Origin of the sequence: Nostoc sp. DedQUE08 (assembly GCF_034530895.1) — a bacterium.
Taxonomy (GTDB): Bacteria; Cyanobacteriota; Cyanobacteriia; order Cyanobacteriales; family Nostocaceae; genus Nostoc.
In genome coordinates this window covers 1-17,836 of sequence record NZ_JAVRCD010000099.1, presented here as the reverse complement: position 1 = coordinate 17,836, position 17,836 = coordinate 1, and the positions used below count along the sequence as shown (strand labels likewise).

19 protein-coding genes are annotated in these 17,836 nt (G+C 43.4%); 8 read left to right on the top strand and 11 right to left on the bottom strand.

Going from position 1 to position 17,836, the window contains the following annotated elements:
- Positions 1 to 270 precede the first annotated feature (270 nt).
- A complete protein-coding gene (locus RMY64_RS35120; protein ID WP_322702497.1) occupies positions 271 to 1,125 on the top strand; it encodes a DUF72 domain-containing protein in 855 nt (284 codons plus the stop codon).
- 83 nt (positions 1,126 to 1,208) lie between these two features.
- Entirely contained in the window at positions 1,209 to 1,649 is a 441-nt protein-coding gene (locus tag RMY64_RS35115; protein WP_322702496.1) for a hypothetical protein, read from the top strand.
- Between the two features lie 164 nt (positions 1,650 to 1,813).
- Here the strand turns inward: RMY64_RS35115 and RMY64_RS35110 are convergent, their stop codons facing one another.
- The 4 genes from RMY64_RS35110 to RMY64_RS35095 all read right to left on the bottom strand — a co-directional run bounded on the left by RMY64_RS35110 (position 1,814) and on the right by RMY64_RS35095 (position 3,733).
- Positions 1,814 to 2,221, bottom strand: coding sequence for a VOC family protein (locus RMY64_RS35110; RefSeq protein ID WP_322702495.1), 408 nt, complete (start codon positions 2,219 to 2,221; stop codon positions 1,814 to 1,816).
- 240 nt (positions 2,222 to 2,461) lie between these two features.
- Entirely contained in the window at positions 2,462 to 2,851 is a 390-nt protein-coding gene (locus RMY64_RS35105) for a VOC family protein (protein ID WP_322702499.1), read from the bottom strand.
- 43 nt (positions 2,852 to 2,894) lie between these two features.
- Positions 2,895 to 3,338 (bottom strand): YybH family protein, encoded by a 444-nt coding sequence (locus RMY64_RS35100; protein WP_322702494.1) that lies wholly within the window; start codon positions 3,336 to 3,338, stop codon positions 2,895 to 2,897.
- Between the two features lie 35 nt (positions 3,339 to 3,373).
- Entirely contained in the window at positions 3,374 to 3,733 is a 360-nt protein-coding gene (locus RMY64_RS35095; RefSeq protein ID WP_322690368.1) for a YciI family protein, read from the bottom strand.
- Positions 3,734 to 4,002: 269 nt separating this feature from the next.
- On the opposite strand from RMY64_RS35095, the gene RMY64_RS35090 reads away from it, so the two are divergent.
- From RMY64_RS35090 to chrA, 3 genes are all read left to right on the top strand, one after another.
- Positions 4,003 to 5,256: an RNA polymerase sigma factor gene (locus RMY64_RS35090; protein WP_322702498.1), complete on the top strand. Its 1,254-nt coding sequence runs from the start codon at positions 4,003 to 4,005 to the stop codon at positions 5,254 to 5,256.
- 517 nt (positions 5,257 to 5,773) lie between these two features.
- A complete protein-coding gene (locus tag RMY64_RS35085) occupies positions 5,774 to 6,214 on the top strand; it encodes a beta-lactamase hydrolase domain-containing protein (protein WP_322674473.1) in 441 nt (146 codons plus the stop codon).
- On the top strand, positions 6,211 to 7,431 hold the full coding sequence (gene chrA / locus RMY64_RS35080; protein WP_322702493.1) for a chromate efflux transporter: 1,221 nt from the start codon (positions 6,211 to 6,213) through the stop codon (positions 7,429 to 7,431). Before RMY64_RS35085 ends, chrA begins: the two co-directional genes overlap by 4 nt.
- Before the next feature lie 227 nt (positions 7,432 to 7,658).
- On the opposite strand, the gene RMY64_RS35075 is transcribed toward chrA, so the two are convergent.
- The 7 genes from RMY64_RS35075 to RMY64_RS35045 all read right to left on the bottom strand — a co-directional run bounded on the left by RMY64_RS35075 (position 7,659) and on the right by RMY64_RS35045 (position 14,635).
- The gene (locus tag RMY64_RS35075) at positions 7,659 to 8,966 is read right to left on the bottom strand and encodes a CO2 hydration protein (RefSeq protein WP_322684434.1); all 1,308 of its coding nucleotides are present in this window, start codon (positions 8,964 to 8,966) and stop codon (positions 7,659 to 7,661) included.
- Positions 8,967 to 9,064: 98 nt separating this feature from the next.
- Positions 9,065 to 10,561 carry an NADH-quinone oxidoreductase subunit M gene (locus RMY64_RS35070; RefSeq protein ID WP_322674476.1) on the bottom strand — a complete coding sequence of 499 codons (1,497 nt, stop codon included), beginning with the start codon at positions 10,559 to 10,561 and terminating at the stop codon, positions 9,065 to 9,067.
- Between the two features lie 309 nt (positions 10,562 to 10,870).
- A complete protein-coding gene (locus tag RMY64_RS35065) occupies positions 10,871 to 11,584 on the bottom strand; it encodes a carbonic anhydrase (RefSeq protein ID WP_322674477.1) in 714 nt (237 codons plus the stop codon).
- 51 nt (positions 11,585 to 11,635) lie between these two features.
- Positions 11,636 to 13,513, bottom strand: a complete 1,878-nt coding sequence (locus RMY64_RS35060; protein ID WP_322674478.1) for an NAD(P)H-quinone oxidoreductase subunit F — start codon at positions 13,511 to 13,513, stop codon at positions 11,636 to 11,638.
- A gap of 369 nt (positions 13,514 to 13,882) precedes the next feature.
- On the bottom strand, positions 13,883 to 14,068 hold the full coding sequence (locus RMY64_RS35055; RefSeq protein ID WP_322674485.1) for a hypothetical protein: 186 nt from the start codon (positions 14,066 to 14,068) through the stop codon (positions 13,883 to 13,885).
- Between the two features lie 71 nt (positions 14,069 to 14,139).
- Positions 14,140 to 14,400, bottom strand: a complete 261-nt coding sequence (locus RMY64_RS35050) for a type II toxin-antitoxin system RelE/ParE family toxin (RefSeq protein ID WP_322674479.1) — start codon at positions 14,398 to 14,400, stop codon at positions 14,140 to 14,142.
- Positions 14,393 to 14,635: a hypothetical protein gene (locus tag RMY64_RS35045; protein ID WP_322674480.1), complete on the bottom strand. Its 243-nt coding sequence runs from the start codon at positions 14,633 to 14,635 to the stop codon at positions 14,393 to 14,395. The genes RMY64_RS35050 and RMY64_RS35045 overlap by 8 nt, the downstream gene beginning before the upstream one ends.
- Positions 14,636 to 14,922: 287 nt before the next feature.
- Between RMY64_RS35045 and RMY64_RS35040 the strand changes: the two genes are divergently transcribed.
- The 3 genes from RMY64_RS35040 to RMY64_RS35030 all read left to right on the top strand — a co-directional run bounded on the left by RMY64_RS35040 (position 14,923) and on the right by RMY64_RS35030 (position 17,627).
- Positions 14,923 to 15,147, top strand: a complete 225-nt coding sequence (locus tag RMY64_RS35040; protein ID WP_322674481.1) for a hypothetical protein — start codon at positions 14,923 to 14,925, stop codon at positions 15,145 to 15,147.
- 116 nt (positions 15,148 to 15,263) lie between these two features.
- Positions 15,264 to 15,485, top strand: coding sequence for a hypothetical protein (locus RMY64_RS35035; RefSeq protein WP_322674482.1), 222 nt, complete (start codon positions 15,264 to 15,266; stop codon positions 15,483 to 15,485).
- Between the two features lie 75 nt (positions 15,486 to 15,560).
- Positions 15,561 to 17,627, top strand: coding sequence for a pentapeptide repeat-containing protein (locus tag RMY64_RS35030; RefSeq protein WP_322674483.1), 2,067 nt, complete (start codon positions 15,561 to 15,563; stop codon positions 17,625 to 17,627).
- The last annotated feature ends 209 nt before the right edge of the window (positions 17,628 to 17,836 follow it).

The window sequence follows — 17,836 nt, the reverse complement described above, 5'->3', positions numbered from 1 at the left end:
AATCTACCGAAATGAGAAAGCAATCAAGCATTTTGAGAAAGCAATATGTCTTTTTGCTTGCTGAATTTACCGAAATGAGAAAGCAATCAAGCATTTTGAGAAAGCAATGTGCCTTTTTGCTTGCTGAATTTACCGAAATGAGAAAGCAATTAAGCATTTTGATAAAAAATCTATGATTTTTTTTCACAAGTCGGTAATTTGACTTAGCTTTATCAATCCCTACAACCTGCGTGTAAAATTGAATATGATACATCAAGGCTTTTAGGCATTGTGAACTTTTTTATCGGTTGTGCTGTTTGGGCATATAAAGGTTGGGTAGGCGAACTCTATCCCCAAGGTACTCGCACTGCTGATTTTCTCCATGTCTATAGTCGTCGCTTCACCACTGTAGAAGGTAACACGACCTTTTATGCCGTGCCTAACCAAGAAACTGTAACTCGTTGGGCTGCCGAAACACCAACAAATTTTGAATTTTGTCTAAAATTACCGCGAGATATTACCCATCAAGGATTGCTGAAACCTTATATACCAGCTGCTTTAAAATTTCTGGAGGCGATGCGCCCTTTAGGTAAACATCTTGGCCCAATGTTTGCCCAGTTACCACCGGGCTATGCACCTGCATTACTTGATGATTTGTCCAACTTTCTGAAAGCTTGGCCGCGTACAGAAGCACCCCTAGCAGTGGAAGTTCGGCATCCCGACTGGTTCAAGGAACCCCATGCTAGTAATTTGACGGCGCTTTTAGAAAATTTAGGTGTCGGACGAGTACTGTTAGACTCGCGCCCCATTTACACTGGAGATGATGACCCCCAATTGCAATCGGAACGGCGCAAACCTAAATTACCGTTGCAATTGAGTGTGACAGCACCTTTTACTCTGATTCGATTTATTTCTCATCCGAATTTATCAGTGAATCAGCCATTTATGGAAGAGTGGGTAAGGCAGATTCAGCAATGGTTACAGATGGGAGTGCGAATTTATTTCTTTGTCCATTGTCCAATAGAAGCGCGATCGCCCAATACAGCCCGTCACTTCCAACAGCTATTGGAACAGAATGGCACACCAGTTCCACCCCTACCTTGGAATAATCTTGAGCATCCCCCCAATCAACTCAGTTTATGGTAATCCTATTTAGTAGATAATTGGGGTTGTAATACTTTTCTGTTAAAGAAAAAACTTTCAGAGCAGTTCTACCAAAGGAGGTTGAGATGAGTCGTCTTCTTTATGAAAATTCAGTTTCATATAAAGGATATCTCATAATTCCATTTGTTTTTGGCAAAGCGGATAATTACGAAATTTATTCGTATAAATTGTTATCTGAAATTGGACACAAAAGCCAATTTCATAAAGCAGAAAATCCAGCAAGAATCTATGGAAGTGGCGTTAGTAACATTATTGATATTGCTAAAGACCATATCGATCAAAATTCCGAGTTTGTTCATCGGGGGGATAGTTTTAAGTCTCGCTATGTTTATCGGAACAATTTGATTATCATCTTCCAAGAAGGAGACAAATATTTTTATGACCATTATCCACCAGAGTTATTAAATAATATTGCAGCTCCAAAGTTATTCAAATCTGAATATGAATGTCTGAATTGGATTAAGCAAGGGTTTGATGGACGACATCTGCCGCAAAGAGCTATTTGAAGAAGGTAGGAGTATTTGCATTTGTGTATTACAGCAGTTTTCATGTATTTGAACCACACTTGTGTAGAGGCGCAAGGCCTTGCACCCCTACCGCGTGGTCTATTTACTTGATAAATAGCTGTAATTTGTAATTTTGCCTTGCAGTATTATTTAAATGTCTGCAATCAACCTTGATTTATTGCGCTTGGCTCCATGTAGATAATTTCCCAAATGTGGCCATCTAAGTCAGCAAATCCATGTCCATACATAAAACCGTGATCTTGCGGTTCATTGTAGGTTGTTCCACCAGCAGCGACAGCCTTGCGAATCATTTCATCAACTTGTTCTCGGCTATCAGAAGATAAACACACAAGCACTTCTGTGCTTTTTGTGGCATCACAAATTTCTTTGGGAGTAAACGTCTTAAACTTTTCATGAGTCAAGAGCATGACGAAAATGTTTTCGGACACAATCATACAAGTGGAAGTTTCGTCAGTGAATTGAGAATTAAACTCAAAGCCGAGTTGAGTAAAGAACTCGATCGATTGATTGAGGTTTTTAACTGGCAGATTAACAAAAATTTGAGTACTCATGAATTCTTCTTTTGAATTATTGCACAGTGAAAGATCGGCGAAAAAGCGCTGAGGTTTTACAGGGAAGATGCCCATAAGCACCTCCCCACAAGTCATATCATGTTCGCTTGATTACTTACTAAACCCCAAGAACCCCACCCCGCCAAAGCTATGCTTTGTCTCCCCTCCCCGCCGGCGGGGAGGGGCTGGGGGTGGGGTGCAATGACTATGGGAATCACAACTAATTACCCGGACATGATATCAAGCAGTTTTCTGGCAGTTGACCATCCAGGGAATGCCGAATCGATCGACCAACATACCAAAGCGGACAGACCAAAAGGTTTGATCGATCGGCATCTTCACTTTTCCGTTTTCTGCTAAGGTATGAAAGATGCGTTCTGCCTCCGCTGGCTCGTCAACGCTGATTTGCACGGAAAAGCCTTGGGGTGTTTCAAAATATCCAGGCGGACTGTCAGACCCCATCAAGAGGCGATCGCCCAGATCGAGGCAGACGTGCATGATTTTGTCATGCCATTCGGCAGGTATATGCTCGGCTGAGGGTGCATCCCCGTGGGTCATCATCATGACAATTTTGCCACCAAGACAGTGTTCGTAGAACTTGAACGCGGCTTCACAGTTACCGTTGAACATAAGATAAGGATTGGGTTTCATGGCGTTGACTCAGTAGATTAGCCTATGGGTTGAGCGTGAATACAGCTTGAGAAGTCTCTGGATCGAATGGAACCGAGAGATGTTCGTGTAATATCTGCCATTCGCCTTGATTTTTCTGGCAGACAGAGGTGACGCGCATCCAGGTCTGCATTGCTGGATGGTCTTGGCTTCCTGTGAAGCGAAATAGCCAATGTGCAACTGCTAAGTCTTCACTGGCGGTAATCTTCAGGTCTCGTGTTTCAATCTCAAAGGTGTCGGGGAAGTAAGGCAAACATTCTTTCCACACTTGACGCCAAGCATCTTTTCCTTGGGTTTGGAAAGGAGGTTTAACATCGAAGACGATAATCTCGTTGGCATAGTGGGACATGATTTGCTCAACATCCTTGGCGCAGATAGCACGTTGTTGCTCGGCAATTAGTTGGCGAACCTGAACTTCATTAGTGGCGATCGCGTTTTTGGTTGTCATCGTCATCTCTCCTTTTGGGTTGAGGTTGAGTGCAGTTACGAATTCTCTGGCAAACCTGCAACTTCAATCACAGGTCGAATTTCAACAGTGCCGACGTGCGCGCCTGGAATCCGCGCGGCGATCGCGATCGCTTCGTCGAGATCCTGAGCATTAATCAGAAAAAAACCGCCTAATTGTTCGCGAGTTTCTGCAAACGGCCCGTCAGTTATTAATGGTTTGCCCTCGCGCACCCGAACGCTGGTTGCAGTTGCCACAGGGTGGAGTGGGGCGGTTGCGAGATACTGCCCCTTCGAGTTGAGTTGTTGTGCCAGTTGTGCGGATTCAACATAACAATGTTCCCGTTCAGTTTGGCTCAGGGCATTTTCCTCCAGGTAAATCAGTAGCAAATATTTCATCAGGTTGCCTCCTTTATTTCCCGTTGTTACTTCCCTTTGTTAGTAAGTCGAACGGTGCTGACTCAAATCGACACTCCACCAAAAATTTTTATCGTTTAGTACGATCTGGGTATACCTCCCTTGTTTCCCTTTGTTAGTACAGTCGAACGGTGCTATCTCAAATCGACACCTCGCCAAAAATTTTTATCGAAGAAAAGAGAAAAACTGCCCCCTGCCCCACTTCGACTACGCTCAGTGACCTCCTGCCTCCTGCCTCCTTTAATTCAGGTATGATCCCAAACGCAAAAACAGACGTAAACCAAGCGATCGCCTCCCTTTACCAGGCTGAATGGGGGCGGATCGTCGCCATCCTCATCCGCTTGGTGGGAGATTTCGATGTGGCTGAAGAAGCAGCACAGGAAGCCTTTATCGCTGCCGTGAATCAATGGCAGTCTAGCGGCGTGCCCGATCTCCCCCGTGCGTGGATCGTCAAAACAGCCCGATACAAAGCCATCGATCGCCTCCGACGGCGGACACGGCTGACGGAAAAATTGGAATGGTACGCCGCCTCCGGGTTAATCCCAACCCGCGAGGAGCCAACTTACGATACAGACGAAATTCCAGACGATCGGCTGCGGCTGATCTTTACTTGCTGCCACCCAGCACTAGCGATCGAGGCACAGGTTGCTTTGACGCTGCGGTTGCTGGGCGGACTTGAAACAGATGAAATTGCGCGGGCGTTTCTCGTGCCCACGGCAACGATGGCGCAACGACTGGTACGCGCCAAACGCAAGATTCGGGATGCAGGTATTCCCTATAAAGTGCCGGACACAACCGATCTGTCTGTGCGAGTAGACGCAGTGCTGACGGCGATCTATTTGATTTTCAATGAGGGCTACGCGACGACTAGGGGCGAGACGATGATGAGGGCTGACCTCTGCACAGAAGCGATTCGGCTGGGTCGTCTCCTGAGGACGTTGATGGCACCGCAACCGCCCTCAGAAGTGACTGCACTGCTGGCGCTGATGTTACTGCACGACTCCCGACGCGATGCCCGTTTGGATGAGGCAGGCGATCTGGTGTTGCTCGAAGATCAGAATCGTAGTCGCTGGAATCAACAGCAGATTGCTGAGGCGCTACCGCTCGTTGAAGAGGCATTGCGGGGCGAAATTGGTTCGTTTGCAGTGCAAGCAGCGATCGCGGCACTACATTGTCAGGCAGCACAAGCAAAAGAAACGGACTGGTTACAAATTGTTCGCCTCTACGATTTACTCGAACGTTTGCAGCCCTCACCGATTGTTTCGCTGAATCGGGCGGTGGCGATCTCAATGATAGAAAGTCCTCAGACGGCTCTCGGACTGATTGATGGGCTTGCCCCTCAACTTAATGACTATCATCTATTTCACGCCACCCGTGCCGAGATGCTGCGCCGCATCGGAGCCTCAGCATCAGCCGCAGAGAGCTACGCGATCGCGCTCATGCTGGTTACTAATGACAGCGAACGTCGCTTTCTGGAACGTCGGCTGCGCGAAGTTCAGCCTTAAAGATAAGGGAATTTTACCAAGAAGCGATCGCACAGTAGAGATATATACAAATCTAAAGACTTTATTAAATAGCTACCCAGGTAAAAAATGGGTAGTTCTCCGCTATCTTTAAGCAAGCGATTCAGGGATAATTATTTCTATAGAAAAGCGCCAGCAAAAATTTTAGGCTGGTATTTAATAAACCGTATATAAAGCAAAGCCCTGAACTTTTATCAGGGCTTTTTAAATCTAAGCAGAGCGATCGCAGCCTTTTAAATCTGATTATTTCGTTGAAGCGATCGATTATTTATATAGTAGTGCTAGTACTAAAACGACTGATGGCTAGACTGGGGAAATTGATGCTGCGGGAAAACCGTGATTTTCATGTCATTCAAAAAATAGAAGCTGCTTTGCGTGAGTATTCTTTCCTTGGTCAAGGCATTTGCATTTTAGCCTCAACCACTCTACAAAAATTGCTCTATAAATAATCTACATAATAAACTACGATAAAGCTATCGGAATAGTGCTTTTAAAGATTATGAGCAACACTAAAAAAGTTAGTGACGACTTGAGCGCTGCTCCCCAACTAAATTCTGAGGAGTTAAAACAGGCAGCCCAAGAGGGATTTAAGTCAGTGCTAAACCTGCGTTCTCCCGATGAAGCAGGTTTTCTCAGCGACGAACAGCAGCAAGCTGAAGCGGCTGGACTGCAATATGCTAATGTGCCATTAAAGCCTTCAGAAGCAAATCAAGAGCAAACAGAGTTAGCAATTCAGGAAATTGAGAACTTACCCAAACCAATTTTAATTCACTGTGCTGCTGGAGCAAGGGCTGGTGGTATCGCCTTGATTGCCAATGCGATTAGTGAAGGTCTGACTTATGAGGAAATTAGTCAGAAAGCTCTTGAGCTTGGTTTAAATTTAGAACAACCTCACCTTAAGCAATTCCTACTTGAAAAGTATATTGCCAAGCAAAAATGACTAACTCAGCACCAAGTCGTTTGGGTGAACTCGCCAACCTGTTTTTTAAATTGGGCGTCATCGGCTTTGGGGGCCCGGTTGCCCATATTGCCATGATTGAAGATGAAGTGGTTAAGCGGCGTCAGTGGTTGACAAGGGAGCATTTTCTAGATCTGTTGGGCGCAACTAACCTAATTCCTGGGCCAAATTCCACAGAAATGGCTATCCACATAGGATACATCTATGCAGGATGGCTGGGGCTGATTGTGTCAGGCGTGTGTTTCGTCTTACCTGCGGTTCTAATTACTGGTGGGTTTGCTTGGGTTTATGTTGCCTACGGTACTCTACCCCAAATTACTCCTTTGCTTTATGGAATTAAACCGGCCGTTTTAGCAATCATCATCAATGCTCTGTGGGGGTTGGCCAAAAAGGCTGTGAAAACTCGCCAATTACTAGTAATCGCTTTCGCTGTGGCATTGCTGACATTGTTATTCAAATTAAATGAAGTAATTGCCCTATTAATTGGGGGATTGCTGGGTATGGTTTGGTTACATTCTGGCGAGAAAAATGATAAACCAGGAGATAAAGCCAACTTTCTGATTGCTAGTCTCAGTACAGGTGCAACTTTGAAAGCATCGGCTGTACTTGCTACATCGGTAGCGGCTGCATCTACTGTAGCTAATGTTTCTTTATGGCAATTGGGTTGGTTTTTTCTGAAAGTCGGTAGTGTCTTGTTTGGTGGTGGCTACCTTTTGGTGGCTTTTTTGCAAGGGGGATTAGTTCAAGAATACGGCTGGCTGACACAACAGCAGTTATTAGATGCGATCGCAATTGGTCAATTTACCCCTGGGCCAGTACTTTCCACTGCTACCTTTATCGGTTATGTGATTGCTGGCATACCTGGCGCAATTGTTGCCACCATTGGAATTTTTCTACCTTCTTTTGTTTTTGTTGCTGCCCTGAATCCTCTAATTCCACGCTTACGAGCTTCTTCTTGGACTAGAGCATTTTTGGATGCTGTGAATGTTAGTGCTGTAGCCTTAATGGTTGTGACTACTCTACAACTGGGGATAGTAACTTTAACATTACCACAAGCCCCATTTGTAGATTTTCTCGGTTTGGCGATCGCGATCGTCTGTGCCATTTTAGCCATTCACTTTCGCATCAATGCTGCATGGTTAGTCTTTGGTAGCGCCTTCATTGGCTGGGTTGCTTCACTCTTGGGCTACACTCGATGAAATTGCAAGTATAGCAAGGGACTGGGGACTGGGTGAAAAGCCTTTTTGTGTCTAAGTTTTATCGTCTGTTGATGTCCTAACCACCTTGCCTGTTGCTATATTTGAGATTACTCATAGCTTTTAGCTTGACTTTATATTATTAGCGATCGCATTTCCACAAACTGGAATAAAAGAATGTAGAGACGTAGAAGTGATACGTCTCTACAAAGGTTTTAGATGGAGATATCTTAGCGATAATCTTGACTTTGAATGCTCCCTAAACGAGCAGCATCACGAATGTTGTAGTCAGCACGGGTAAAGCGATTTAGCTGCATTTCAAAAAAGTCTCGATTAGCTTGTAAATGCTTGGGGTTTTGGTCATCTAATGGATATAAAAGTGCAGTTCGCAAGGCTTGAATTACCGCAGAAGTGACACAGTACATTGAACGTTGAAAACTCACTCCCAACTGAATCAACATATCTTCTTCACCCCGGCAATGTTGGCTGTAGTAATCCACAAGATAGGGTGGTAAAAAATGCAACATATCTTGCATTAATAATGTTGGGGGAATGCCAGCAGTACCCACTGGGAATACATCAGCGTAAAGAATGCCATAGTGAAAGTCCTTTTGGTTTTCCGGCACTTGACGCGCTTGAGCATTATAAGATTTTGTTCCTCTAAAGGGTGAAGTGCGGTAGAAAACTGCTTCTACGTATGGTAATGCAGCTTCATATAACCACATGAAACCCTTAGATTTGGGGATAATTTCGTAGCATTCACCACGAATATAAACGTGATGGTAAATCGGACGACCTGCGATCGCAAATATACCATTAACTATGAAGCTCATCGCCTCTGGGACGCTGGTAATGGTACCTTCGTCATAGCGATCGGACATTTCAAAGAATACTGGGGCCATGATTTCCCAGAATAAGCCCAGATTAGCGTAGTATGACATCTGGCGGCACTGTTCCAAAAACATATCGGGGAACAGCGTGTAAAGCCCCAGCATGACGGGGTTTCCTTGGAAGTAAGCTTTAATTGCTCGGTCGGCGTTGGCTTTGTATTCTTCAGAATCTAGGTAAGGGTCAAATTGTCCACCCATGCCTCTGTGCCACAACATCGCCCGCATACAAGCTTCCGCAAATTCCATGTTAATGCGATCGTGCAACAAGTGATGCAACAACTTCGGCATTTTGAAAGTTTCACCCTTTTCGATAAATGCCAAAAGTTCTGGATGTGCAGTAGCTTCGCCGCGCCAAATTCGTAAATCGGCATCATCACCAGCATAATGATTATGCAGTTCTAAATACTCTTTGGGTAAGAAGTATTTAAAGAAGGGAAGCGGGTTTAAAAATTCGCGTTCGGCAATATAAAGTAGGTCACGCCAGTAGAAATCCATCGGTACAGCATAAGCTTTGTATAAACCGATGATTTGCATCAAATTTTCTGGAGTATCGGGTAACATTGCACCGCCAGCTTCTAAGCGGTGAATTACTTCGGCAAATTCGTGTGTGGAAGGAGGTAATTTAATTGCTGTTTTAATTGCTGTCATGGTAATCGTAAATTGGTAGAGACGCGATTTATCGCGTCTGTGGGATGGATTTTGAGACGCGATAAATCGCCGTCTCTACAAGTGTTTTTATCTATTTACTATTTCAGCGCAACTTCGGAGACTACGGTTTTTTCTAAGGGGGGAATTGCAGCCACCATTGTTGTAGTTGTGGATTCACTCCAACGCACTAACCAAGTGGGTTGTACTCCTAAAAAGATGATGAAAGCTGCCAAAATTAAAGCGGGGATTTTTTCAGACCACAGAACTTTGGGATAGTAGGCGAAGTTATCGAGTCTGCCAAAACAAGTGCGATTGAGGAGGATGAGAAAATAAACTGCGGTTAATCCACTAGCCACTATACACAAAATTGTTGGAATGGGGAAGGCAGAGAAACTACCTTGAAAGACGATAAATTCCGCGATGAATCCTGTTAAACCGGGAATACCTGCGCTAGCCATTCCGCTTAAAACTAGTAAGGCGCTAATTAGGGGTAAACCGCGTATGGGACTCATTAAACCATTGAGTTTATCTAACTCGCGAGTGCCAACTTTGGCTTCCACGACTCCCACCAAGTGGAAGAGAATTGCCAAGATGAGTCCGTGGCTGAACATTTGGGCGACTGCACCAACGAGTGCTAAGGGAGTACTAGCAGCACCAGCTAACAAAATATAGCCCATGTGACCGACGGAACTGTATGCTACCATGCGCTTGATATCTGTTTGAGCGATCGCAATTACTGCCCCATAAATAGCGCCGATTGCTCCCCAAATCGCTAGAGTCGGTGCAATAATACTCCAAGCATGAGGAAACATACCCAACCCAAATCGCAACAATCCATAAGTTCCCAGCTTTGCTAACACGCCACCGAGAAGAATGGCAATTGGTGCTGAAGCCTCAACGTAAGCATCGGGTAGCCAAGTATGGAAGGGAATTAAGGGAATTTTAATCCCAAAACCTAATACTATTCCTGCTAGTAAAAGGATTTGCTTTGTGGTTGAGAGGTTTTCTGTAGAGACTGCATCAAAAGCAAAATTGGTAGAACCACTAAGCCATACCATACCCAAGAATGTCGCCAGAATTAAGGCTCCTGAAACAGCAGTATAAATCAGGAATTTCATCCCAGCATAACCCCGTTTTGCCCCTCCCCAAATGGAAATTAGCAAATAGAAGGGGATTAATTCTAGTTCGTAAAATAGGAAAAATAGCAGCAAATTCTCTGCTAAAAAAGCACCTGCAACTCCTCCACTAACTAATAAAATCATGGAGTAGAATAGCCGGGGACGTTCAGTTTCTTGACTACTGCTGTAAATAGCAATCCAGGTGAGCAGGCTATTTAACACCAACATCAAGATAGAAAGCCCATCAACACCTATTTGATAGCTCAAACCAAGGGTTTCATTCCAGGGTAAATACTCTTTAAATTGCATTCCTGGATTGCTGATATCAAATTTTAACAAGATAAACAGGTTCCAGAACAGAACTATTCCCGAAAATATTAATGATATTAAACGAATGCGATGCTTAGGTATACTTCCAGGTAATATTGCTATGATAATAGCAACAAAAATTGGGAGCCAAATCAAGACACTTAACATGGGAATTTTGTCCTTTGTTCTTTGTCATTTATCATTTGTCATTTGTCATTTGTCCTTTGTCCTTTATGACTCAATACGCTTTAGTTAAGAGAATAGTAGGTTGGATTGAGTATAAGCGTTACCCAAGTAAAGTCCGATTGTGTAGGTTTACTTTTCTCCTTTAGAGACGCTACGCAATAGACAGCAAGCTAAGTTGTTCAATCCAAGATACATCAGTATAATTTTCAGGCTTAACTGAACTGTATTGCTTTATGACTTACTCTTAGCCAATGACTAATGACTAATGACAAAGGACAAAGGACAAAAAAGCTAACTTACTAGACTGATTTTTCCACTATCTAAATCGTAATAACCTCCGACTATTTTCAGTTTTTCTGCCTTGATTAACTCAGATAAAACTGTCGATGATTTCAATGTTTCAATTTGCGCCAAAATATTTGCTTTACAAGCATTTTCTAACTTATCTCCTGATTGATCTTTTGAGCTTTCTACACTTGGTTTAATTGCTTCAAGCAAACTTCCAATTCGCCCTGGCACTGAAGCACCTTTAATTGCCGCCTCTACCGCACCACATCTTTCATGTCCCACAACCATGATAACTTTAGTACCTAACACTAAGCTACCAAATTCTAAGCTACCAATTTGCTGTGTTGTGGCAATATTACCAGCTATCCGGCAGACAAATAAATCTCCAAGTCCTTGGTCAAAAACAATCTCTGAAGGAACCCGTGAATCTGCACAACCTAGAATAGAAGCAAAGGGCTTTTGACCTTTGGCAATTTCGACTAAACGTGATTTAGTTTGGTTAGGATTGCGCCGTCTTGCTTTAACAAACCGATCGTTTCCATCTAATAATTCTTGCAATACCTTGTCAGGTGTAAGATCATCTGGTGCTGATTTTGTTTCGACTGCAAGTAAGTTGGAACTAAGTCCGGCTGTCAATACACCTGTACCGATCGCACCTGCACCAAACTTCAATAAACCTCTTCTAGAAACATTGATTTGGGGATGTTGTCTGCTCATGAAATTCTCCTCACAATATCAAACTATTAACTTTTAGTAGGATAGTTACTGCTATCCAATTGTCGAGATTTGAAAAACCAAATTTAAAAACTGCATTCCCCAAAATTGCCAAGTTACCCACATTCCTAAAAGACTCACTCCTAGAAGAACAGTGAATGCATAAAATTGGGTTTGTCCAGAGGTGCTGTATTTCAGACCTTCGCCACCTAATAGCGAAAATAAACCAACGAAGTTAACAATGCCATCGACTACAAACCGATCAATCATATCGGCAAGTTGGGAAATTTTGGCAACTCCAAAAATAATGGTCATTTTATAGAGTTTAGGGGTGTAAAAGTCGTATGCAAACAAATCTTGCAAGCCTTTCCAAGGGAGGCGAATTGGTTTGGGAATATTGCTTAAATAAATCACGCCAGTGATGCTACAACCGAAAATACTCGACCAAATTAACAGCAGTGCAACATCTTTATTTAGGCTTACCCAATCTGGTAAAAGTGATAAGCTTTGCAACACCAAAGGAAGATGTAGACTGACACCAAGTAAAATCATGGTTGGCAAAATCATTGGCCAGTGAGCTTCAGGCGATCGCTGACTCATTTGTGTAGGTTTACCGCCGAAAATTAAAGCGAATTCTCTGGTTAAACTCACGGCTGTTAAAGCATTTACTGCAATAACTACTCCTACTAACCAAGGTTGAGTTTCCCATAACCCATCTGCTAGTTCCATCAGCGCCCAAAAGCTACCCAACGGTGGAAAACCAATTAATCCCAATGTCCCGACGATAAAAGCGATCGCAGAAATCGGGCGGCGCTTCCACAATCCGCCTAATTGAGTAACATCTTGGGTAATGCTATTCCAAATAATTCCCCCGGTACTCATTATCAACAAAGCTGCGGATATGGCATGGGTGAGTACTAATAATAGCGCCGCTTCGTATTGTTGCGCTCCCACAGCAATGAATACTAAACCCATGTATGCGCTGACAGAATAAGATTGACAGCGTTTAATATCGATTTGAGCGATCGCAATTAAAGAAGCACCCACAGCTGTCACCGCACCAATGGCAATCATCGCCGAAGAAGCTATGGGCGAGATGGTTAACACCGGTTGCAATTTAATCAGCACCCATGCACCACTAGCTACTACTACCGAGTTCCGCAAAATCGTACTGGGAACCGGGCCTTCCATCGCTTCATCTAGCCATAAATGCAGGGGAAATTGGGCACATTTACCCATAGGCCCAGCAATTAAAGCTAAACTTACCAGTGCCATAGTTGTCGGGTTGACGTTAGCAGTAGCCGCCCATTCGGCTAATTCTGTATAATTCCAAGTTCCAGCTAAAGGCCATAATGCCAACACGCCTATTAGCAAGAATAAGTCTCCCACCCGCTTGGTTAAGAAAGCGTCTCTTGCACCTGAAACTACCAAAGGCTGGCTAAACCATAAGCCGACTAGTAGATAGGTTCCCAGCGTCAAGACTTCCAGAATTACATAGCTGAAGAACAAGTTATTACACAAAGCAAGGGCACATAATCCCGCTTCAAATAATCCCAATAATGAATAGAAGCGTCCCCACCCCCAATCCATTTCCATGTAGCCGAGCGCATAAATTTGCGCCAGAAAGTTCATACCAGTAATCACCACCAAAGCGCTGATACTGACTGAGGATATATCCAAAGCAATAGTTAAATCTAAACCAGCCGTAGATAACCAAGGAATAAATACTTCTTGGGCTGGGTAATTCCAAGTTGCTTGTAAGGCGATCGCACTATGTACCAACGCCAAAAATGTCATCACCAAGTTTACATAACCTGCCGGTCTTGGCCCTGTTTTCCGAATGATCCCTGGCGACCAAGGTACGGCTAACAAACCACCTATTAAGGCATAGCACGGAACTAGCCAAACAGTCTCTAGTAGAAACTGAGCCATCAACTCACCTCTAAGATTTGGATCAAAAATTATGGGTTTTTAGTCAACTGGCGTTGATCCCAGTTAATCTAGCGACGATCTACGACGGACGACGCCTACGCAGAACATACAAATTTATGTTTATTTAATTTTGTTAGAAACAGCTTACCGTTATATCTGTCAAAATGGAATTAGTTAAATAAATAAATTTAGGATAATAACTCTAATTATTTCTTATATAATCAACTATTTCAACAAGAAATAATAGGTATTTATTCTTATCTATGTATCGAATCAGGGATGAATCAATAGTTATCATTAGTTTTATCAATTTATATAAATAACAAGAGACGCAATTGATTGCGTCTCTACAAATCGAATAAATGTAAATTATATTTTGGTGATTTTGTCAACCTGCCAGTGAGAGATAGTAATGGCAGGTGGGGAGTCAACTTGGCTGATGGGGGCGGGTTTCATGTCTCGGTAGTCCAGGAGTTGGACTACGATGAGGTAGGCGATCGCTAAAATGACCGAAATCGCACCTGTAAGAATAGCAATTAATTTCGAGCGTTCCATCAGTATTCCCTGTAATGCAAGTTGTTGTGCAGTGTGTATATCCACATTAATAGTTTAGACATACCACACACTTACCGATATACATCGCTCCGATGGGCTATCAGTAAAATAGTAATTAGTTGCTGTTCCTCATCCACTTTATAAACAACTCGCCAGACACCAACTCGATAGCGAAAAAGACCCGCGAAATCACCTTTGAGCCGCTTAATGTTTGGATGTTCGTAAGCATTCTCTCGCAGTTGGTCAAAGCAACGGTTTAGTCGTTGGGCTAGTGATGCATCTACTTCTTGATAAAACTTCTGTGCTTTGCGAGTCAGTACCAGTTCATACATGACGACGAATACTGTCAAATGACACCACTTCCCCAGCCTCAGCTTCCTGCATAGCTTCACGCAAAGCTTGCTCAAAACCAGGGACATTCAAAAGTTCCGCCGTCGCCTCATTTTCTTCTCTTTCTTCTAGATCGGCCAGAAAATCACTCACTACCCGCAGCCTTTCTGGAGACAGTCGCCGTAAACGCTTCTCAGCTTCCTGAAGAATAGTAACGTCATCTTGCTTTGATTCCATAGTTATTTCTATAGCTAATGTTTTTTACCGTCGATTTACTCCTTCCTTTATATGTTAAGGGCAGCTAGTCGTCAGACATCGCCCTAGAATTGGCGATCGCTAAAATCACCGAAATCGCACCTGTAAGAATGGCAATTATTTTCGAACGTTCCATTAGTATTTCCTGTAATGTAAGTTATTGTGCAGTGCCTATATCCACATTAATACTTGGACACACCACACACTTACCGATATACATCGCTTCGATGAGCTACTAGTAAAGCTGAAAGCGACATTGAGTTATTGCCATGACAACTAAACAAGCCATCTTTGACGCAATAGAACAACTGCCAGAGCAGCACCTAAAAGACGTGTTGCAGTATGTTCAAAAACTTGCAGGTACTCTATCACCAGCATCCAACCCACCCACGCAAAGCAGCAATTCCCTTGCAGATTTTATCGGTGCAGTATCTCACGGTTATCTAGCTGCCAACTTAGACGAAGAACCTAACCCCCAACCCCTTCCCTTGTAGGGAAGGGGAGCAAAAATCAAAGCCTCTCTCCTTTTAGGAGAGAAGAATGGAAGTGAGGTCAGAATATTAAGTCGCACATCGCATTTTAATATAAAAGTGCAATAAATGAGCCTTTGATGCTCGACGTTGACCTTCTGAGGCTCGACGTTGACCTTCTAAGGCTCAACGATGACCTTCTGAGGCTCGACGTTGACCTTCTGAGGCTCGACGTTGACCTTCTGAGGCTCAACATTGACCTTCTGAGGCTCAACATTGACCTTCTGAGGCTCGACGTTGACCTTCTGAGGCTCGAAGTTGCGCCTTTTATCCTCGAAGTTGCACCTTTTAAGCTCAACTAACAAATATATCTAACCATTCCTGAATGTACAGGGGTGAGCGTGTAGTAAAATTTGCTCACCTCCGTAAAGTGGAACATGGCTTTAGACAACTCCTGTCCAAATCTCCGAGGACGCAACTTCAAAGGACAAGACCTTGCGGGTGTCAACTTTAGCTATGCCGACATCCGAGGGGCAAACTTCACCAACGCCAACTTGACAGGGGCAAACTTCAGTCATGCCAAAGCTGGACTGCAACGACGTTGGGAAATAACTTACCTAGCCCTTATCTCATTGTTGTTTTTAGTACTCTCAGGATTTTTCTCATATCTAACTTATTATTTTTTGCCATTAACATTCCAAGCCTTTAGCTTAGAAAAGCAGATTACGGCCTTCACTACTTTAATCTTATTGATTGCCTTCTTTTTAAAAACGATTGTTCAAGGAGTAGAGGCTGGTTTACAAGCCTTCCCTTTCGCCTTTACTCTAACTGTAGCTGTGGCTGCCTTTGCCAAAGGCGGAATTATAGCTGTTTTTACCGGAGCCGCAGTTGGAGGCTTAACTATTGCAGTAGTTGTGATTGTAGCCGTAGCCTTTGCCGTAACCGTAGCAGCTTTTACTAAAACTGTAGCTGTAACCGGAGCAATAGTCGTAATTGTAGCCTTGACCTCAGCAGTGGCTGTATCCTTCGCCAGACCCACATCTGGCAAAATCCTAGTAGTAATCGCAATCATAAGTGGAGCCTTAGCTTTAACTTTTGCCGTAGCCTTATTTAGCATTTACATTGGTTGGCGAGCAATGAAAGGAGATGGAAAATACGCCTTGATTCGCAATATAGCTGTTACCTTTGCTGCAATAGAAGGTACAAGTTTTTGTGGCGCTAACTTGACTAATGCTAATTTCACCGCTGCGATGCTGAAAAGTACAGATTTCCGAAACACTATACTTGCTAATACTTGTTGGCATCAAGCCAAAATGCTTGACCGTGTTTGTCCTGGTTTGACTTATCTGCAAAACTCAGAAGTACGTCAATTGCTAGTTACAGGACAGGGACAGGACAAAAACTTTGATGGTCAAAGCCTACGAGGTATCAACTTAAAAGAAGCTAACCTAGCAGATGCTAGCTTTATCGGCGCTGACCTCAGTGAAGCTAATTTGCAAGATGCCGATTTGTCAAGAGCAAAGCTGAAGCAAACGCAACTAGACGGCACAGATTTAACAGGTGCAACACTCACCGGCGCGTATATTGAAGATTGGGGCATTACAAATACAACTAAATTGCATGGTGCGAGGTGTGAATATGTCTTCATGCGCTTACCCACCAAAGAAGATCCCGACCCCCTCCGCAAACCTGATAATAAACAAGAGGTATTCGAGGATGGAGACTTTGCCGACTTTATCAAACCAATTTTTGATACCCTCGACCTTTACCATAATCAAGGCGTTGACCCCCGTGCTGTTGCCATTGCTTTCAAAAACCTTGCCCAAAACCATCCAGAAGCTGAGTTAGAAATCGTGGCAATGGAGAAACGCGGCGATGATAAAATCTTGCTCAGAGCCAAAACCGCTGAAGGGAGTGATGAATCTCAACTGCGTGCAGAATATTTTGATGATTATAATCAACTCAAAGCTTTATCGCAGAGTCAGCAATTATTGCTGGTAGAAAAAGATAGTTATATTAGTGATTTAAAAAATATGATTACAACTGCACTTGGGCAGCCTAAATCTTATACACAAGGAAATACCATCATGTCAGATATCAGCGGCATTAATATTCAAGGTAGTAGTAATGTTAGCGGTATCGCTGGCAATAATTCTATTGCTAATCTGGGAACCATTAGCGGTAACGTGAGTATTGCCCTCAATCAGTTACCTGATGCAACCGATGCCGAGAAACCAGGAATCAAAGAATTATTGTCGCAGTTGCAAGATGCGATTGTACAATCCACATATTTGTCAGAAGAAGACAAAACCGAAGCGCTAGAACAGGTGAAGACTTTGGCGGAAGCGGGTAAAAATCCTCAAGAATCCACTAAGCAGAAGACGGCGAAAACTGCAATCACCATGTTGAAAGGAATATTTACCGGCTTACCTGCTGTTGCTTCGCTAGTTGAAGCGGGTAATAAATTATTGCCTGCGATTTCTAAACTATTCGGTTTGGGATAATTAAGGGACTGACAAATAAAAAAATACTCAACTACTTCTTGTGGGGTGGACATCTTGTCCGCCCTTTGCTATGGGCGGGCGAGACGCCCACCCCACAAGATTGGATAATTTATTTCTCTCCCTCTCCGACTCGGAGAGGGACGATTTTACGTAGTATCCCTCTTCTGTCACTTTCCGAGTATTCTGAATAAAAGGATTAAAAGAAAAAA

Bases quoted from the DNA above. Each gene is read 5' to 3' on its own strand.
- RMY64_RS35115 (WP_322702496.1), top strand. From the start codon at position 1,209: ATGAGTCGTCTTCTTTATGAAAATTCAGTTTCATATAAAGGATATCTC.
- RMY64_RS35110 (WP_322702495.1), bottom strand. From the start codon at position 2,221: ATGAGTACTCAAATTTTTGTTAATCTGCCAGTTAAAAACCTCAATCAA.
- RMY64_RS35105 (WP_322702499.1), bottom strand. From the start codon at position 2,851: ATGTTCAACGGTAACTGTGAAGCCGCGTTCAAGTTCTACGAACACTGT.
- RMY64_RS35100 (WP_322702494.1), bottom strand. From the start codon at position 3,338: ATGACAACCAAAAACGCGATCGCCACTAATGAAGTTCAGGTTCGCCAA.
- RMY64_RS35095 (WP_322690368.1), bottom strand. From the start codon at position 3,733: ATGAAATATTTGCTACTGATTTACCTGGAGGAAAATGCCCTGAGCCAA.
- RMY64_RS35090 (WP_322702498.1), top strand. From the start codon at position 4,003: ATGATCCCAAACGCAAAAACAGACGTAAACCAAGCGATCGCCTCCCTT.
- RMY64_RS35085 (WP_322674473.1), top strand. From the start codon at position 5,774: ATGAGCAACACTAAAAAAGTTAGTGACGACTTGAGCGCTGCTCCCCAA.
- chrA (WP_322702493.1), top strand. From the start codon at position 6,211: ATGACTAACTCAGCACCAAGTCGTTTGGGTGAACTCGCCAACCTGTTT.
- RMY64_RS35075 (WP_322684434.1), bottom strand. From the start codon at position 8,966: ATGACAGCAATTAAAACAGCAATTAAATTACCTCCTTCCACACACGAA.
- RMY64_RS35070 (WP_322674476.1), bottom strand. From the start codon at position 10,561: ATGTTAAGTGTCTTGATTTGGCTCCCAATTTTTGTTGCTATTATCATA.
- RMY64_RS35065 (WP_322674477.1), bottom strand. From the start codon at position 11,584: ATGAGCAGACAACATCCCCAAATCAATGTTTCTAGAAGAGGTTTATTG.
- RMY64_RS35060 (WP_322674478.1), bottom strand. From the start codon at position 13,513: ATGGCTCAGTTTCTACTAGAGACTGTTTGGCTAGTTCCGTGCTATGCC.
- RMY64_RS35055 (WP_322674485.1), bottom strand. From the start codon at position 14,068: ATGGAACGCTCGAAATTAATTGCTATTCTTACAGGTGCGATTTCGGTC.
- RMY64_RS35050 (WP_322674479.1), bottom strand. From the start codon at position 14,400: ATGTATGAACTGGTACTGACTCGCAAAGCACAGAAGTTTTATCAAGAA.
- RMY64_RS35045 (WP_322674480.1), bottom strand. From the start codon at position 14,635: ATGGAATCAAAGCAAGATGACGTTACTATTCTTCAGGAAGCTGAGAAG.
- RMY64_RS35040 (WP_322674481.1), top strand. From the start codon at position 14,923: ATGACAACTAAACAAGCCATCTTTGACGCAATAGAACAACTGCCAGAG.
- RMY64_RS35035 (WP_322674482.1), top strand. From the start codon at position 15,264: ATGCTCGACGTTGACCTTCTGAGGCTCGACGTTGACCTTCTAAGGCTC.
- RMY64_RS35030 (WP_322674483.1), top strand. From the start codon at position 15,561: ATGGCTTTAGACAACTCCTGTCCAAATCTCCGAGGACGCAACTTCAAA.